Annotated in this window: 14 protein-coding genes and 1 pseudogene; 4 read left to right on the top strand and 11 right to left on the bottom strand. The window is 61.6% G+C overall.

Annotated elements, in window-relative coordinates; genetic code table 11:
- The first annotated feature begins 47 nt into the window (after positions 1-47).
- Entirely contained in the window at positions 48-2789 is a 2742-nt protein-coding gene (gene acnA / locus J5M72_RS20405; protein WP_169431228.1) for an aconitate hydratase AcnA, read from the top strand.
- A gap of 337 nt (positions 2790-3126) precedes the next feature.
- On the opposite strand, the pseudogene J5M72_RS20400 reads toward acnA, so the two are convergent.
- Positions 3127-3381 (bottom strand): annotated as a pseudogene (locus J5M72_RS20400) (aminoglycoside phosphotransferase family protein); the annotation flags it as partial.
- Positions 3368-3856, bottom strand: a complete 489-nt coding sequence (locus J5M72_RS20395) for an SRPBCC family protein (protein WP_085713126.1) — start codon at positions 3854-3856, stop codon at positions 3368-3370. The gene J5M72_RS20395 and the pseudogene J5M72_RS20400, both read right to left, overlap by 14 nt.
- Positions 3857-3990: 134 nt before the next feature.
- On the opposite strand from J5M72_RS20395, the gene J5M72_RS20390 reads away from it, so the two are divergent.
- Positions 3991-4395: a lysozyme inhibitor LprI family protein gene (locus tag J5M72_RS20390; RefSeq protein WP_096822101.1), complete on the top strand. Its 405-nt coding sequence runs from the start codon at positions 3991-3993 to the stop codon at positions 4393-4395.
- A gap of 49 nt (positions 4396-4444) precedes the next feature.
- Here the strand turns inward: J5M72_RS20390 and peaD are convergent, their stop codons facing one another.
- The 4 genes from peaD to peaA all read right to left on the bottom strand — a co-directional run bounded on the left by peaD (position 4445) and on the right by peaA (position 9017).
- A complete protein-coding gene (peaD, locus tag J5M72_RS20385; RefSeq protein WP_207866902.1) occupies positions 4445-5563 on the bottom strand; it encodes a quinohemoprotein amine dehydrogenase subunit beta in 1119 nt (372 codons plus the stop codon).
- Between the two features lie 23 nt (positions 5564-5586).
- Positions 5587-5910 carry a quinohemoprotein amine dehydrogenase subunit gamma gene (gene qhpC, locus J5M72_RS20380; RefSeq protein ID WP_207866901.1) on the bottom strand — a complete coding sequence of 108 codons (324 nt, stop codon included), beginning with the start codon at positions 5908-5910 and terminating at the stop codon, positions 5587-5589.
- Between the two features lies 1 nt (position 5911).
- Positions 5912-7342, bottom strand: a complete 1431-nt coding sequence (gene peaB / locus J5M72_RS20375) for a quinohemoprotein amine dehydrogenase maturation protein (protein ID WP_102621854.1) — start codon at positions 7340-7342, stop codon at positions 5912-5914.
- 94 nt (positions 7343-7436) lie between these two features.
- Entirely contained in the window at positions 7437-9017 is a 1581-nt protein-coding gene (peaA, locus tag J5M72_RS20370; protein WP_207866900.1) for a quinohemoprotein amine dehydrogenase subunit alpha, read from the bottom strand.
- Between the two features lie 363 nt (positions 9018-9380).
- Between peaA and J5M72_RS20365 the strand changes: the two genes are divergently transcribed.
- Entirely contained in the window at positions 9381-9737 is a 357-nt protein-coding gene (locus J5M72_RS20365; RefSeq protein ID WP_169431233.1) for a hypothetical protein, read from the top strand.
- 51 nt (positions 9738-9788) lie between these two features.
- Here J5M72_RS20365 and J5M72_RS20360 read toward each other — a convergent pair whose 3' ends face one another.
- Positions 9789-10031 carry a DUF1652 domain-containing protein gene (locus J5M72_RS20360; protein WP_169431234.1) on the bottom strand — a complete coding sequence of 81 codons (243 nt, stop codon included), beginning with the start codon at positions 10029-10031 and terminating at the stop codon, positions 9789-9791.
- A gap of 270 nt (positions 10032-10301) precedes the next feature.
- Between J5M72_RS20360 and J5M72_RS20355 the strand changes: the two genes are divergently transcribed.
- Positions 10302-11792, top strand: coding sequence for an aldehyde dehydrogenase family protein (locus tag J5M72_RS20355; protein WP_207866899.1), 1491 nt, complete (start codon positions 10302-10304; stop codon positions 11790-11792).
- A gap of 182 nt (positions 11793-11974) precedes the next feature.
- On the opposite strand, the gene J5M72_RS20350 is transcribed toward J5M72_RS20355, so the two are convergent.
- Genes J5M72_RS20350 through J5M72_RS20335 form a run of 4 tightly spaced genes read right to left on the bottom strand, consistent with a single transcriptional unit; the run spans position 11975 to position 17562 of the window.
- Positions 11975-13276 carry an FAD-dependent monooxygenase gene (locus J5M72_RS20350; protein ID WP_207866898.1) on the bottom strand — a complete coding sequence of 434 codons (1302 nt, stop codon included), beginning with the start codon at positions 13274-13276 and terminating at the stop codon, positions 11975-11977.
- A complete protein-coding gene (locus J5M72_RS20345; protein WP_207866897.1) occupies positions 13273-13950 on the bottom strand; it encodes a S8 family serine peptidase in 678 nt (225 codons plus the stop codon). Before J5M72_RS20345 ends, J5M72_RS20350 begins: the two co-directional genes overlap by 4 nt.
- The gene (locus J5M72_RS20340; protein WP_207866896.1) at positions 13940-15658 is read right to left on the bottom strand and encodes an ABC transporter ATP-binding protein; all 1719 of its coding nucleotides are present in this window, start codon (positions 15656-15658) and stop codon (positions 13940-13942) included. The genes J5M72_RS20345 and J5M72_RS20340 overlap by 11 nt, the downstream gene beginning before the upstream one ends.
- Complete coding sequence (locus J5M72_RS20335; RefSeq protein WP_169431239.1) at positions 15658-17562, bottom strand: sigma-54-dependent Fis family transcriptional regulator; 1905 nt, start codon at positions 17560-17562, stop codon at positions 15658-15660. Before J5M72_RS20335 ends, J5M72_RS20340 begins: the two co-directional genes overlap by 1 nt.
- Between the last annotated feature and the right edge of the window lie 103 nt (positions 17563-17665).

Below are 17665 nucleotides of genomic sequence, written 5' to 3'. Positions count from 1 at the left end.
CCCGTCCCCTCAGTCCGTAGCCGTGCGGACTCAAAGGAGTGATCGTAATGCCGTCCCTCGATAGTCTGAATTCTCTGAAAACCCTGAAAGTCGATGACAAGACTTACCACTATTTCAGCCTGCCGGATGCCGCCAAGACCTTGGGCGATCTCGACAGGCTGCCCATGTCGCTGAAAGTCCTGCTGGAAAACCTGCTGCGCTGGGAAGATGAAAAAACCGTCACCGGCGCCGACCTCAAGGCGCTTGCCGCGTGGCTCAAGGAGCGTCGCTCCGACCGGGAAATCCAGTATCGCCCTGCCCGGGTGCTGATGCAGGATTTTACCGGCGTCCCCGCCGTCGTCGATCTGGCCGCGATGCGCGCCGCCATGGCCAAGGCCGGCGGTGATCCGCAGCGAATCAACCCGCTGTCGCCGGTAGATCTGGTGATCGACCACTCGGTGATGGTCGATAAATTCGCCAGCGCCAGCGCTTTCGAACAGAACGTCGACATCGAAATGCAGCGCAACGGCGAACGCTACGCCTTCCTGCGCTGGGGCCAGAGCGCCTTCGACAACTTCAGCGTGGTGCCGCCGGGCACCGGGATCTGCCACCAGGTCAACCTCGAATACCTCGGGCGCACCGTGTGGACCAAGGACGAAGACGGCCGCACCTATGCCTTCCCCGACACGCTGGTCGGCACCGACTCTCACACCACCATGATCAACGGTCTGGGCGTACTCGGCTGGGGTGTCGGCGGGATCGAGGCGGAAGCGGCGATGCTCGGGCAACCGGTGTCGATGCTGATTCCCGAGGTGATCGGTTTCAAACTCACCGGCAAGCTCAAGGAAGGCATCACCGCCACCGACCTAGTGCTGACGGTGACCCAGATGCTGCGCAAGAAAGGCGTGGTCGGCAAATTCGTCGAGTTCTACGGCGACGGCCTCGCCGACCTGCCGCTGGCCGACCGCGCGACCATCGCCAACATGGCCCCGGAATATGGCGCGACCTGCGGTTTCTTCCCGGTGGATGACGTGACGCTGGACTACCTGCGCCTGTCCGGCCGTCCGCCGGAAGTGGTGAAACTGGTCGAGGCGTACACCAAAGCTCAGGGCCTGTGGCGCCTGCCTGGTCAGGAACCGGTATTCACCGACAGCCTGGCGCTGGACATGGGCAGCGTCGAAGCCAGCCTCGCCGGGCCGAAACGCCCGCAGGATCGCGTCTCGCTGCCGAATGTCGGCCAGGCGTTCAGTGACTTCCTCGATTTGCAATTCAAACCCACCAGCAAGGAAGAAGGACGCCTGGAAAGCGAGGGCGGTGGCGGTGTCGCGGTGGGCAATGCCGATCTGGTCGGTGAAACCGATTACGAGGATGATGGCCACACCTATCGCCTGAAAAACGGTGCGGTGGTGATTGCCGCGATCACGTCCTGCACCAATACCTCCAACCCGAGCGTGATGATGGCTGCCGGTCTGCTGGCGAAAAAAGCCGTGGAGAAAGGCCTGACACGCAAGCCGTGGGTGAAGAGTTCATTGGCACCGGGTTCGAAGGTTGTCACCGATTACTACAAAGCCGCCGGGTTGACGCAGTACCTCGATCAGCTCGGGTTTTCACTGGTCGGTTATGGTTGCACCACCTGCATCGGCAACTCCGGACCGCTGCCGGAACCGATCGAAAAAGCCATCCAGAAAGCCGATCTGACCGTGGCGTCGGTGCTGTCCGGCAACCGCAATTTCGAAGGCCGGGTGCATCCGCTGGTGAAAACCAACTGGCTTGCATCACCACCGCTGGTCGTCGCCTACGCCCTGGCCGGCAGTGTGCGCACCGATATCAGTAGTGAGCCGCTGGGCAACGACCAGCAGGGCAATCCGGTTTACCTGCGTGATATCTGGCCGAGCAGCAAGGAAATCGCCGACGCGGTAAATCAGGTCAACACAGCGATGTTCCACAAGGAATATGCCGAAGTGTTTGCCGGTGACGAGCAGTGGCAAGCCATCGAAGTGCCACAAGCCGCAACCTACGTCTGGCAGGCGGACTCGACCTACATCCAGCATCCACCCTTCTTCGATGACATTGCCGGGCCTTTGCCGGTGATCGCCGATGTGGAAGGCGCGCGGGTGCTGGCACTGTTGGGCGATTCGGTGACCACTGACCACATCTCCCCCGCCGGCAACATCAAGGCCGACAGCCCGGCCGGGCGGTACTTGCGCGAGCAAGGTGTCGAACCAAGGGACTTCAACTCCTACGGCTCACGCCGGGGCAACCACGAAGTAATGATGCGCGGCACCTTTGCCAACATCCGCATCCGCAACGAAATGCTCGGCGGCGAAGAAGGTGGCAACACGATCTACATTCCGACCGGCGAAAAACTGGCGATCTACGACGCGGCCATGCGTTATCAGGCCTCGGGCACCCCGCTGGTGGTCATTGCCGGGCAAGAATACGGCACCGGCTCCAGCCGCGACTGGGCGGCCAAGGGCACCAACCTGCTGGGCGTGAAAGCGGTGATCGCCGAAAGCTTCGAGCGGATCCACCGTTCCAACCTGGTGGGCATGGGCGTGCTGCCGTTACAGTTCAAGCTCGATCAGAATCGCAAGAGCCTGAACCTCACCGGCAAGGAAACCCTGGATATTCAGGGTCTGAGCGGTGTCGAGCTGACGCCACGGATGAACCTGACCCTGGTCATCACCCGTGAAAACGGGCATCAGGAGAAAATCGAAGTGCTGTGCCGCATCGATACCCTGAACGAGGTGGAGTACTTCAAGTCCGGTGGGATCCTGCATTACGTGCTGCGGCAGTTGATCGCCTCGTAATATCGGCAGATGCAGAAACACCGCCAGATCGGCGGTGTTTCTGTTTGGGCACGGCACTTTTCCACAGGCGAAAAAAAACCCGCCGAGGCGGGTTTTTCCCAAGACCATTATCGACTCCCTGTCGGCAGCGATCCTTGCATATGGTCGATCATCCATGATCCTGAAACACTCCCTGTGCTTCAGTTGATGAGGCTAGATTACGCTGTGGATCCAATTGGCAATAGTCGATAAAGCTACCAGCGCGTGTAAGACATTCGCTATAGCGCCCCTTCCGAAAACCCTTAGACGTGTCGGGCATTGAGTGCAGAAGCCGCCAGATCCGCGACTTTCAGCTGTCCGGCGGCGTCGGTCGCGGTGCGTGCAGCCGGCCCAAGGCTCGGCACATGATCCGGGTAGCCTCACCGTCCCACCAGGTCATCAGCAGGTTGCCGTACTTTTCCTCATCGTCCACCGCGACTTTCAGCATCGCCGGTACGTCACCCTGACGCACCGGCAACAGCTTGCTGCCCGGCGTGATGATCGGAATACCGTCGGGCACCAGCGCCCAACGCTTCAACCACGGATCAAACCACTCGTGGTCAGCCACCTTCACGCTCGCGTGCCCTGTCGGTCTCGGCGAGAAAGTGTTCGAGTCGGCTCAATTGTTCTTCCCAGCCACGGCTGTCCATGTAGTACGCCTCTTTCTGACGGACATCGGGAATATGCGCGAAACCTGACTCGGAAACCTTCAGCAGCGTGCCGTTTTCATAGTCCTGCAGCTCGAATTTGACCAGTGTGGTCGGTTCTTGGGAGTAGTCGATTTTCGGGTTCACGGCATAGGGATGCCAGCGGAAGGAAAACAACTGCTGGGGCTCGACCCGCTCCACCAGCACGTTCCAGAGCACATGTTCATAACCGGGGTACGTGACCTGCCCCTGGGTCCACTCGCCGGCGATAAACCGCCGCCCCTCCAGGGCCACGCCAAACCACTGGCCAAACGCCTCGGCATCGACCAGCGCGCGCCAGACATGGGAGCGCGGCGACCGGAGCATGATTTTACGTTCAAAGCTGTTGGGTACTGGTTTCATACGTCACCTCCTGTTTTGAACAGTAGGCTTGTATGACCACATGTCCAATGCGAAGTTGTATCAAACGACTGATCAAAATCATCCTTCGCCTGTCTACACTGCACATTTCTTCACCGCAAACAGCGAGAAACCCCATGTCCCCACGCCTGCTTCTGGCCCTGACACCCTTTCTTTTCACTTCCGTCGCCCACGCGGCCGTGGACTGCGCCAATGCCAGCGATCAGGCGACGATGAATCAGTGCGCCGGGCAAGAGAGCAAAGCGGCGGATAAAGAGTTGAACACGGTGTATCAGCAGATCACCGCACGGCTGAAAGAAGAACCTGCCAGCAAGAAACTGCTGGTCAGTGCTCAGCGGGCGTGGATTGGGTTTCGCGATGCCGAATGCGAATTTTCGGCGTCAGGCGTAAAGGGCGGAAGTATGTACCCGATGATCTACAGCGTATGCATCACGCGTGTGACCAAGGGTCGAACCGAGGCTCTCAAGCAGTATTTGAAGTGTGAGGAAGGGGATGTGGGCTGCCCGGTGCCAGGGGCCTGATACTCAGAACCTGAGCTGCTCGCAGCTGCGGCAGCTCAGGCAATACTGATTACCGAACAAAAATCTGCGCCGTAGTAATCGCCATATCCCCACCCGGCAACTTGATGCTGCCGGTCTGCTTCATGGTCTCGGCATCAAAGATCGCCACGTCGTTGAACGTCCCGGCCAGGTAGATCTTGCTGCCGTCCTTGTTGAACGAAATGCAGTAGTAGGAATGGTCCAGTGTCGCCGCCTGAATCAGCTTTTTCTGCTTGATGTCGTATTTGGCCAGACGATTGAGCACACCGAACATCAGGTTCGGATCCTTCGGTGAGCGCATGCCGCTGAAGTAGATCTCGGTCAGCGGACCAAAATCGGTGGTTTCGGTCTTGCCGGTTTTCAGATCGACGCTGAACAAGCCGTACAGGTATTCAGCGGTGGCCGGATCCTGCTTCTTGTCCTTGAACTTCGCCGCCGTGTACAACAGCGAAAAGTCATGCCGATACGTCTGCTGGTTCCACACGTACAGCACGTCTGGCGCACTGTAATTCGGGCGTTTCCAGTGGCGGCTGGGGATCAGCACGTCGAACTTGCCGCTCTTCACATCGACCTTGTACACATCGGCGCCAGCCACATAGAGCGTGCCGTCATCGCCGCTCTGCATGATCGTCAACTGCCGTGGCGCCGGAAAGCTGCGTACCGGCTTGGCGTCCATCCCGGCATCGGTGGCGTACACGTCCAGACGCGGTTGTTTGACCTCGTAGCGGTCGTTGAGCATCTGGGTCGGGTTGGCGATGGTGTACAGCTCCTTGCCGTCATGGCTGACGGTGAAGGCGAACATCGACCGCGCCTTCTCGCCCGGCTGCTGGGTGATGCTGGCGTGGAACACCTGCTTGCAGCTGTCCAGCTCGACACCGTAAACATCGGCGTAATGGTTGTTCAGCACATACGCGGTCTTGCGATCCGGGGACAGCTGCACGGTGCCGGGGCCAAAGGCATCGGGCATCTTGCAGGTCTTGTACAAACTGTCGGTCGCCAGGTCGATGACGTGCAGGTTGTTCGGGTAGTTGGTGGTCAACATGTACTCGTGACCGTCTTGCAGCGCGGTGTTTTCATCGGCCAGAACCGAGAGCGAACAGGCGCTCAGAACCGCGAGTGCAGCAAGGCCGCAGGCTTTGATGTTGTGCATGCTGGAATCCTTCTTCTTAGGGATCACTTGTCTTTCGGGAAGACAGTGCCGAGGTTGCGCCAGTTGTCGTTGGACGCCTGGGCATCCTTGTTCCAGTCCGGGTAAGTGCTCATCATGTCCGGCACCTGGGCCGGCCACCAGCATGGGTCGGAGCAGCCAAACAGGTCGGCTTCCATCGGCTGGCACAGCGACGACACCCCGCCGAACGCATCGATTTCCCAACCCGGGTCGGTGGTCGAGGCGCAGCCCGCGACCGAGCTCATCGCCACCACTTCTTCGATGCGGTTATCAATCGCGGCCTGATCCAGCTTCAACGCTTTGTTATTGATTGCCTTGAGATGTTTCATATCAGTGAGCCTTGCGCGGAGTGATGTAGCTGCTGATGAACGCAGGGTTGTTGGCCATGATCCGGGTGTAGACCTCGATGCCGAAGTCGACCCAGTCACGCATCAGTTCGCAGTAGTGATAGGTCGGGTGGGCCGGATCGCCGTAGCGGGCGTAGCTCTCGTGGTAGCAGCCGCCGGAGCACAGGTTACGGATCTGACAGTCATGGCAACCGGTGTTGGTGCGATCCAGACGCTGGGACAGAAAGTCGTTCAACTCAACCTGTTTAACGCCACTGTGGACGTTGCCGAAGGTCGGCAGCGATGAGCCGGTGAAGCGATGGCACAGGTTCAGTTCGCCCTTGTGATCGACCGCCAGCATCTTCAGCCCGGCACCGCAGGGCAGGGCCTTTTTGTGGCCTTCGTGGATGTCGGTGATCAACTGATGCAGGTTGGAGAAACCGATATTGCGGTGCTCCAGCGCAGCCTCCAGATAACGCCGACCGAGGCGTTTCATGCTGGCGAAGACTTCGATCAATTCAGCGTTGGTCAGGTTGAAACTGCTGATGTCGCCGGAGGTCACCGGAGCAAATCCGACCTCGGCAAAACCCAGTTCGTTGAACAGGTGATCCCAGATGGTTTCGACGTCGGTGACGCCGGTAGTCAGGGTCACCCGCGCGCCGACCGGGCGGCTGTTGTAGCGCGACAGCAGCATTTCGGCCTTGCGCCGCACCACGTCATAGGTGCCCTGCCCGCCCACCGTGATGCGGTTGCGGTCGTGCACGGTTTTCGGTCCGTCGATGCTCACTGACAGCCCGAAGCGGTGGGCATTCAGGTAGTCCACGGTTTCTTCGGTGAGCAGCGTGGCGTTGGTGGTCATCACGAATTCGACGAACTTGCCGGCCTCGGCAAAACGCTTCTCGCAGTAATCGACCATGTACTCGATCAGCTTGCGATTGCTCAGCGGTTCGCCGCCGAAAAACACCACGGTGAAGCGCTCTTCATCGGGGGATTCACGCAGCAGCATTTCCACTGAAGCGATGGCGGTTTCAACGTCCATTTTCTTGCCGGCGGACGGCTTGTCGAGGTCTTCCTTGTAGCAGTAGGTGCAGCTCAGGTTGCAGCCGGTGTTGACGTTGAGCACCACGGTGTTGATCGCGGTGCGCTCGACGCGTTTGACCGCGATGTCCGGGGTCAGCGGCGAGCCATCGCTGACCAGTTCCAGCGAGATCAGCTCGCGCAGGGTCTCGTTGATTTCCTCGCCGTTGAACCGCGCACCGAGGCGCTGGATCAGGTCTTCCGAAGAGCAACCGGGGCCGCGCAACGCATCGATGATGGTGCCGGTCAGTTCATCACTGGCGAACAGCGAACTGCTGGGGATGTGGAACAGCATGCGGTCGGCGTCGACGTGCACTTCGTGCAGATTACGTTCGACCAGATTCAAGATAGCGCCCATTGCAAACCTCCTGTGCAAGCCCCGCTTGGGGGACTTGCGGTCATTCCGAAAAGTGTCTGAATCGCGGTGGCCCAGGACAACTCACGTTTCAACATCAGGGAATGGGTGGATTGTTCCAGCGTTGCACGGTGACGATGAGGTGGCCTTCGCCGGTCAGGGATTTCCCGGCGTCGTCGACGGCGGCGATCACCTTGAGGTTGCCGGCGTTGTTGGTGGACATCTTGCGTGCCGGATTCGGCCCGGCATCGCCCGGGGTGAACACGCCTGCGTCGGCCTGCATGGTGCCGGCGAACTTGACGTCCTCGTCCTCTTTGGCGCGCTCGTCGAACGCTTCGACTTTCCATTGCGCCGGGAACACGCCGATGCGATACGGCTTGCCGTCGGCGCCCTTGCCCCAGGCTTCGGCGTCGAAACGGCCCTGGACTTTCGGCGTCGAACCGCCACCCTCACCGATCCGTGCCACCGAGAACTCCGGCACCACTTTGACCGAGGCAATCTTGCTGTACACCGACAGGCCAGGGCCTTTCAGGCTGCCAACGCTGACGGTGCGCAGACCCGGCTGGGCATCGGATGCGGCTTTGACTTTGACCTTGATCCGGTCGGCGCTCTGCTCGACCACTTCGACCACGTCTACGCCTTTGCCGAAGTTCGGCTTGCCGCTCAGACCGCTGCCGATCAGGGTCACTTCGGTTTCGCTGCCGGCCTTCACGTAACCCGGCTGCACCGCCAGCAAGCGCTGCGAACCCTGTTTGGCGGCGACAAAGTCCAAACCGCGCTCATCGTGCTCGGCCTCGAACATCCGGCCCTGCATAGCGTTGCCTTGTGCGGCGAACACCTGACGCATGGTCACGCCATCGACGGTCACGTTGCCGCGCCACTCGTAACCGCTGTAAAGAATTGCGCTGCCGTCGCCGTTGAACGGGCTGCCATCGGCGTACTGACCTTTGACGACGACTTTGAAGGTGTCACTGCCATCGGCGGTGACACTCATGGTGCCGGCCAGTTCACCCTTGCCCGGCAGGTGACCGCTGAAGCTCCAGTCGCCGACCAGTGCTTGGGCTTTCGGCGCGGTTTTCAGCCAGGCCTGCCACGCCGGGTTGTCCAGCGGGTAACGCTTGGCCAGCAGCGGGACCATTTCCTTGCGGGCGATATCGAACCAGTCACGGTCGCGGGCCAGCGCCTGATACTCCAGCGACGGCCATTGGCCGAGGTGGAAATTCACCAGACGCTCCCATTCCTGGGCCGGACGCCGCTGCAGGGCGACCCGTGCACCGGAGTGGCAGCGGCCGCACATCTGGCTGGTTTTCTCATCGAACTGCTCGACGGTGTTCAGCCGCCGTTCCAGCGCATAACGCACGCCATCGGTTTCGCTGGGCGCCAGGCCCTGGGTGTCGGCCAGGTATTTGACCAGCGTGCGGCGGTCTTCATCGCTGATCTGCAGACCGTGCATGGTCTGCATCCGGGCGATGCTCATCAGCCAGCCTTCGGGGGTCTTGCGCTGGTGGCTGATGCGGCTCAACCGGTCGCCGGCCTCAGGGGTGTGACAGCCCTGGCAGGTTTCCTTGAGGATGGTCTGGGCGTCGCGGGCTGCCAGGCTGTGGGGCGAATGCAGGGCTACGCATGCGGCCACGGCCAGCAGGCTGGCGCTCATGCCTGATCGGAGTTTTCTCTTCATCAACGTCGAACCTCGCACGGTGCTTTCTTATTTTTGTGGCTTATCGTTTTTAGGGTTTCAGCCGTTCGGGGTGATGCACGAACGGAGGCAAGCGAAACGTCTGCCATGAGCAATACACGGAGCGTGCCAGCTTGCCGATAAGCTGTTCAATCAAGCAGTTACGTGAAGATCACTGCGTTTTGCCAGCGTCCGGGGTGTGGCCCGGCGTCCAATTTCGCGACAGGTGTTGCAGTGTGAGACAAGCATAGTCACGGGCGACAGCAGCGGCGTTGTGCCACATCGCAACTCATCGCCCGACGATTGACGACACCCGGATACAGGCGCGAAATGGTTGTTCACCGAATGCCGAAAAGGAGATCTGTAATGGCCAACATCACAGTCCTGGCGGGAGACTTTCTGCAAGGTGACGGAGAGTACAGGGACGGCAACTTTACACTGAGAACATCGCTGCACCCCTGGCCGGGTCTTACCCTCCCGCTGTCATCGATCAAGACACTGGAAGTGGCCAACGAAGAGTCGATCAATAACTTCAAGGATGCCATCGGCTATGGCGTGGCCGGTGCGATGCTGCTGGGGCCCATCGGCGCCATTGCCGGATTCATGCTGGCCGGTCACGAGACCGAAGTGACGTTCCTGGCCACCCTCAAGGATCAGCGCCGGATGCTGATTGCCGCCGACAGCCACACTTTTCAGGAAATATCCCGCAAGGTCGCCTGTTGAAGTTTTCGGACCATCCCGCTCGTCTTTCGCGGGCGGGAGGGATCAGATGTGCTACAGGGGTTGCCGGCTCTTGTGCGTCTCGATTTCCAGACGCATGTCGGCAATCAGCGTGGCCAGCGCGTGGGTGCTGTCCAGCGTCCACAGCGGCACATGGCTTGCCAGCAGTTCGACCCTGCCGGTCATGCAATCGCAGACACGGATCGTCAGCGACTGATCCGCTGCCACGCTGCAGGTGCAGACCAGCGGTTGAAAGCTGTGTTCGATGATGTTTTGGATTTCCAGGGTTGAAAGCATCGTCGCTACCTCCCGGTCGAGTGTTCCAGACCTGAATGCCTGCATCCTCCCAACGGGAAAGTTTATCCGCAACGAGCGCAAGTGGCGGAGCCGCCGACCGGTGGCACGACGTCTCACCGGTTGTCGCTTTTTGAGAATAAAACCTCCCCGCCGCGTTATCGCTGCACCGTCGCAAACCCGGCGCGACGGGACCTGCACGGCCACTTCACGCCTTTGGCACAGCCATTGCGAAGCCCTCTTCACGTCTACGAACAACAAGAGGTTTTCACCATGCCCCTGCCCTATCTGCTCCCTGCCACCTCGGCCTTCATCCAGCGCCCGCCGCGCATGCTGATCGGCGGCGACTGGGTCGAAGCCGCCGACGGCCAGACCATGCCGCTGCACAACCCGGCCACTGGCGAAGTGTTGTGCGTGGTGCCTCGCGCCACCCCGGAAGATGTCGACCGTGCAGTGCTCGCCGCTCGTCAGGCTTTCGATGACTCCGCCTGGAGTCGTACCCGTCCGCGCGAACGACAGAACCTGTTGTGGAAACTCGCCGACCTGATGCAGCGCGACGCCGAGCTGCTGGCGCAACTGGAATGCCTGAACAACGGCAAGAGCGCCGCAGTGGCGCAGGTGATGGATGTACAACTGGCGATCGACTTTCTGCGTTACATGGCTGGCTGGGCGACCAAGATCGAAGGTTCCAGTGTTGACGTTTCGTTGCCGCTGATGCCCGGCGATCAGTTCCACAGTTTCATCCGCCGCGAAGCCGTGGGCGTGGTTGGCGCCATCGTCGCCTGGAACTTCCCCCTGCTGCTGGCCTGCTGGAAACTCGGCCCGGCGCTGGCCACCGGTTGCACCGTGGTGCTCAAACCGGCCGACGAAACCCCGCTGACCGCGCTGAAACTGGCGGAACTGGTGCTGGAAGCGGGTTACCCGGAAGGCGTGTTCAACGTGGTTACCGGCACCGGCATCACGGCCGGTTCCGCCCTGACTCACAACCCGCTGGTCGACAAGCTGACCTTCACCGGCTCCACCGCCGTCGGCAAGCAGATCGGCAAGATCGCCATGGACTCGATGACCCGGGTCACCCTGGAACTGGGCGGCAAATCACCGACCATCGTCATGGCCGACGCCGATTTGAAAACTGCTGCAGCAGGCGCCGCCAGTGCGATTTTCTTCAATCAGGGCCAGGTCTGCTGCGCCGGCTCGCGCCTGTACGTGCAGCGCAAGCATTTCGACAATGTGGTGGCCGATATCAGCGACATCGCCAACGCGATGAAACTCGGCAACGGCCTCGACCCGAGCGTGGAGATGGGCCCACTGATTTCCGCGCGCCAACAGGAGCGGGTCTACAACTACATCGAAATGGGCCGGGAAAGCGGCGCGACCATCGCCTGCGGTGGCGAGCAGTTCGGGCCGGGGTTCTTCGTCAAGCCGACGGTGATTGTCGATGTCGATCAACAGCATGCGCTGGTGCAGGAAGAAATCTTCGGGCCGGTGCTGGTGGCGATTCCGTTCGATGACGAGGCCGATGCGCTGCGCATGGCCAATGACAGCCCTTACGGCCTGGGCGCGAGCATCTGGTCGAACGATCTGGCGGCGGTGCACCGGATGATTCCGCGGATCAAGTCAGGGTCGGTGTGGGTCAACTGCCACAGCGCGCTGGACCCGGCGCTGCCGTTTGGCGGCTACAAGATGTCCGGGGTCGGGCGCGAGATGGGGTATGCGGCGATCGAGCATTACACCGAGTTGAAGTCGGTGTTGATCAAGCTGTAGAAGATCAGGATCAGAAGCCCCTCACCCCAGCCCTCTCCCAGAGGGAGAGGGAGCCGACCGAGGAGTCTTGCGCTACACATCGACCTGAAAAACCGAGTTGATTTTGGATTCAATGCTGCACGTTCAAGTCGGCGTCATTCTTCAATATCCCCCGATCAGTCCCCTCTCCCACTGGGAGAGGGTTAGGGTGAGGGCCGATATCCCTGACTCAACAACCATCCTCGGATCACACGCCCCTGTTCTTCACTCAACCCTGCCAACACCTGATCCGCCGGCTCATCGCTTAACCGCCGCACCAGCGGCGCCAGCTCTATACCTTGCACATGCCAGATCCCCAGCGGCTGATCCGCTGTGATCACCACTTCAGCCTCATCGACAAACCCGTCACGCAGCACCGGCATCCGTTCGATGCGCAGCGCGGCAAAATCCGCTGACGCATGGGCCACTTCCGCGTCCGGCCATTGTCGTCGTGCCTGCCAGAACGGCTGATCGAGCCAGCGCTGTTCATCGGCATAAAAGTCCCGGCCGATCCGCGCAAAGCGCAGGAACAACTGCTCCACACGCTGCTGGTGAAAACGTTGCGCCAGTGCCGTCCGCTCAGGTTTACGCAACAGCGTGTTGATCACCGCCGGCGCCTGTAACGCCGAGGACAACGACTGAAAAATCCCGTTGCCCGACAGCGGGTCCACCGCCATCGCCGCATCGCCCACGCGAATCCAGTTATCACCGCAGACCTGTGGCGCAAGAATCGCGGTGCTGCTGCGAGCGTGCAGTTGCAACTCCAACTCCTGTCCACCGGCAAAAAACGCTTGAGCAAAATCCGAGGCCTGACGCCGCGCACGGCAGTAATCGAGCAACTGCGCCTTGCCGGGCAATTGGGCGCTGGCCACGTCCACCGTCCATTGCCAATAACACTGGCCATCGTCCCGTCGGGCCATCCACGCCCAACCGTCTTCAAGGCTTTCCACGGCGCTTGCCGTCACACCCGGCGTGCCTTGCCAGCGATTGAGCAGGCTGACCGTCTCCGGCCCGCGCAGACCTCTGCCGGACGCCGGTGCCTGCCGCCCCCGAGCCTCCACCAGGAAATCCGCCGTCAGCCTCTGGCCGCCGTCGAGTTCCACCCGATGACCGTCCGCCGAGGAGTGAACATTCAGGACTCGCCCTTCAATCACCTCGACCCCGGCCAACCGCAGGTCTTCGCGCAAGCCACGATCAAAGGTCGGGCGATCCAGCAGAAACTCGATGTTCTGCGCATGCTGCTGACCGTTCCACGCAACCTGCCTTTGGGACGGCAACGTGGCATTCGCCAAAGCATGATTCAACCCGGCACTGCGCAGCGCCTCCAGCACCCGTTGCGACACGCCTTCGAGCGCCGCAAACCGGCGCCACTCGCTGACCAGCGTCACGGCGTGACCCAGTCGTCGCAATCCCAATGCCACCGCCGCGCCAGCCGGTCCGGCACCGAGAATAAGGATCGACGTCATGGGCCGAAACGCCGTTCAGGACCGCGATAACGAGCGTGCTGTTTCAGCCAATCGAGCACTTCAGCGTTGCTCGCCTGTGGATGCGCCAGCAGATAGCCGGCGATATGCCCGCTCAACGCGGCACACCCCAGACTGGCCCCGGACTGCCCCGGATAAGTACCGTGAACACACGCGGCAAAATCCGCCTGCGCACTGTCGAGCCATGACCACTGCTCATCGGTGCAACGCGCATCGCCGGTCACCCGCAGCACCTGCGAATAACTGGCCGGAAACACCGCCGCACCTTGCGCCGGACTCGACGCACACAACAGAACCCCACGGGCCACCGCCGCTGCGCAGGCTTCGCGCAACAGACTGCGATCCTGACGCAGGCCCAGACTCAGATTGATCAGCCGCACGTCCTGCGCCACCAGCCAGTCAATGGCCGCAGAAATCTGCAAGGTGCTGGTGACGCCGCGCTGATCGAACACCTGAGCCACGCAAATCCGAGCGGCCGGTGCCCGTCGGCTGATCGCCTCGATCACCGCACTGCCATGCCCGAGCGGATCGTCGCGCAAATCCGATTCGGCCAAGCCGTCCTCCAGCAACGAGAAACGTCGCCCGGCAATCACCTGCACCCGTTGCGCCGCCGAGTGTCCGCTGTCGACCACGCCGATACGCAATTCAGGCTTCATGCAGCACCGTTTTCGAAATGAGCACACCGCCGAGCAACTCGAAACGCAGGTCGGCATCGGCCAGGGTCGACGGCCGGTGGCTGATGAGGATCCGTGTGCGCCCGGCAAACAAGCGGTCGATGGCGTCGATCACTTCGCGTTCGATCGCCTCGTCCACTGCCGAGGTGGCTTCGTCGAGCACCAGAATCAGCGGGTCCTGCAACAGCGCCCGGGCAATCGCGATGCGCTGTTTCTGCCCGCCGGACAATTGCTGACCGCGCTCTCCCAACGGGCTGTCGAGGCCTTCGGGCAACGACGTGATCAGGCTGTCGAGTTGCGCCAGCCGTGCGACTTCGGCGATAGCTTCGCGGCTGGCGTCCGGCACCGCGTAAGCCAGGTTGTCGGCGAGGCTGCCGCGAAACAGCACGATGTCCTGACTGACCACGGCGATGCGTCGACGCAGTTCGAACAGTTCCAGTTCGCGCAAATCCACTTCGCCAAGCAGCACCCGCCCGGACTGCGGATCGTGATGCCGTTGCAGCAGATCGATCAGCGTCGATTTGCCGACGCCGGAGCCGCCGCTCAAGGCGACTTTCAAACCGTGGGGAATCGTCGCCTCGATGCCGCTCAACGTACTTGGGCGGCCCGGATGGCTGAAATGCACCGCGTCGAAACGCAGCTCGCCCGAAGTCGGAAACGGTTTCGGCGTGGCCGGTGAAAACACCGTGGGTTCTTCGCCGCGCAACTCCATGACCCGACCGAGGCTGACGGTCATGCGCTGGATCGCCACGTACAACCCCAGCAGGCTCTGCACAGGCCCGACCGCCATCCCCAGGTAGGTGGAAAACGCGATCAGGGCGCCGAGTTGCCAGGTGCCCTGCACCACCCAATAACCGCCAATCAGAAACGCGCAGGCGCGGGACAGCGAGGTCAACGTGCCCGGCACGGCCTGGGTGAAAAATTCGGTGACCTGCAGTCGCAGCAACTGGTTCATGTAACCCTGCCCGAGGCTTTCCAGACGCCGCGCTTCACGCTGCTGCTGGCCGGCTGACTGGATGAACTTCATCACCGGCAGGGTCTCGACCATGAACGACGACATGTCCGCCGAACGCTCGCGCAACTGTCGCACATCGCGCTCGACCTTACGCCGCATCCAGCGCAGCCACAGCACGTCGAGCGGGATCAGCACCAGCGCCAGCAACGACAGTTTCCACGACAAGGTGAACAACATCGCAATCGCAACCACCAGGCCGATCACGCTCGATACCGCCGAGAACAACGAGTCCACGGCGAAGCGCTGAATCTCGGCCACATCGCCGTCGAGCCGCGACATCAGATCGCCGATCCGCCGCTGCCCATAGAAGCTTGGCGACAGTTTCTGTAAATGCCGATAAAGGTCATCGCGCAGGGCAAACAGAATCCGCCCGGACAGCCGCGTGTGCAGATAGCGGTTGATCCCCGACAATGCGGTGCCGAGCAGCCCGGCGATGATCATCAGCACCGCGATCAGCACCAGCATCGGGAAATTGCGCGCCAGCAACCCGTCGTCGATCAGCAGTTTGACCAGCCACGGCTGCACCAGCACCAGCAGCGACGCGCACACCGACAGACCAAGCAGGCCGGCAATCGCCAGCCGCTGCGGCCGCACGAAACCGTACAACCAGCGCAGCGCCGCTTGCAGCGCGGCGGGGTTCTGGCTGTCGATCAGCCGCACGAACAGGCGCTGCATCACGAGCGCAACTGTTTGAGTTTGCGGTACAGGGTCGCACGACTGATGCCAAGGGCGTCGGCGGCGGCCGAGACGTTGCCCTGATGGGTGTCGAGGGACTGGCGGATCATCTCCAGTTCGTGCTCGCGAATGCTGCCGGTCTGGGGTTTCTCGGTGGCGGAGAGTTCGTCAAGCATGCTGTCGGGCAGGTGATCGAGGGTCAGCACGGTTTCACCGGGCTCGCGCATGGCCAGCGCGGTGCGCAGGACCATTTCCAGTTGGCGGATGTTGCCCGGCCAGTGGTAACCCGCGAGCAGGCGATTGAGGTCGTCGTGCAGCACGGCGTTCGGGGCGTCGAGTTTGCCCAGCAGCCGAGCGACCAGCGCGCTGAAGTCCTCGCGCTCGCGAAGGGCCGGGAGCATCACGCTGATGCCGTTGACCCGGTAGAACAGGTCTTCGCGAAATTGCTTGTCCTCGACCTGACGCTTGAGATCGCGGTGGGTGGCGCAGATCAGCGCGACGTCGATGTCTTGCTCTTCCCCCGCCCCCAGCGGCGCAACCTTGCGATCCTGCAAAACGCGAAGCAAACGCGCCTGCAGGGCCAGCGGCATGTCGCCGATTTCATCAAGGAACAACGTGCCGCCATGGGCCTGCTGCAGCCGCCCGATCATGCCGCCCCGACGCGATCCGGTGAACGCGCCTTCACGGTAGCCGAACAGCTCCGACTCGATCAGGCCTTCGGGAATCGCTGCACAGTTCACGGCCACAAACGGTTTGTCGCTGCGACTGCCGGCCAGGTGCAGAGCGCGGGCGATCACTTCTTTACCGGTGCCGGTTTCGCCGAGCAGCAGCACCGGCAGTTCATTGGCCAGGCCTTGGCGGGCCATGCGCAGGGCTCGAGCGTAGCGGGCGTTGTTGCCGGCCAGTGCTTCCAGATCCGGTTGCGCCTTGGCGGTTTTCGCCACGCTGCGCGGCGGGCCGCCGAGGTTGACCGAGCGCGCCGGGGCTCGCAGGGTCTTGTAGAAAAACTCGCCCTTGGCGGTTTGCACACTGCCGACGCCACCCTGTTGCAGACGGGTCAGCAACTGCACGCCATCGACCCCGAGGAATTCCTCACAGCGCTTGCCGACCAATGCCGAACGCTCGGCCCGCAGCAACTGACAGGCCTGGGCGCTGACCGCCAGAATTTGCCCGCCGAGACTGACCGCCAACAAGCCTTGCCACGGTGATTCCAGATACTGCCGGCGACTGTGGAAGGCGAGGACAATCTGATCGGGAAAACTGTTGTTGAACACCCGGCTCTCGATCTGGCTGACCGCCATGCTCAGCAGCGCGGTGCTGTCGTGGACGCGGCCGAGAGGGCCTTCGCGGGTCAGGTCGAGGACGCCGAGAATTTCGCCTTGGGGGCAATGAATCGGCACCGAGGTGCAGGAGAAATCGGTGAGACGGTCGAGGTAATGTTCGCCGCAATCGATCAGGGTGGGCCGAGCTTCGACCAGCGCCGTGCCGAGGGCGTTGGTGCCACGGGCGGCTTCGCTCCAGCAGGCACCGAGGGTAATGTCCTGCAGGCCGCTGCCCTTGAGCCGGTCGGCACGCCCTTCGACGGCGAGGATAGTGGCGTCGGAATTGGCGAGGATGATCAGGCCTTCCTTGCCCTGACGTTCGGCCAGGTAATCGATGGTCGGTATCGCCGCATCGATCAGCAGGCGGTTGCTCGCCAGCAACACCTCGAGACTCGCGCTCGACTCCAGCGTCAGCTCATGTTTGCCATTGAAATGCACGCCGTGGCTCAGGCTGCGCCGCCACGAAGCATCGATCTCGGCACGCAACACGCCATCCGGGACTTGCCCTTCGAGATGGAGTTTTTCCCGGGCGAGCCGGGCTTCGTGGTGAGACTTGGGATCGGTTGTTTTTATAAGAGTCATCAAGCGCTCCGGAGCGGTCCGCTTTGCGCTTCTTTACTTCAGCGCCCTGACGCCAATGTTTACGTTAACGTCAGGGCGATGGCAAGCACCACAGGGCGCTTCG

Source organism: Pseudomonas sp. 58(2021) (assembly GCF_017491585.1).
GTDB classification, from domain to species: Bacteria; Pseudomonadota; Gammaproteobacteria; order Pseudomonadales; family Pseudomonadaceae; genus Aquipseudomonas; species Aquipseudomonas fluorescens_BT.
This window is presented reverse-complemented; position numbering and strand designations above follow the sequence as displayed.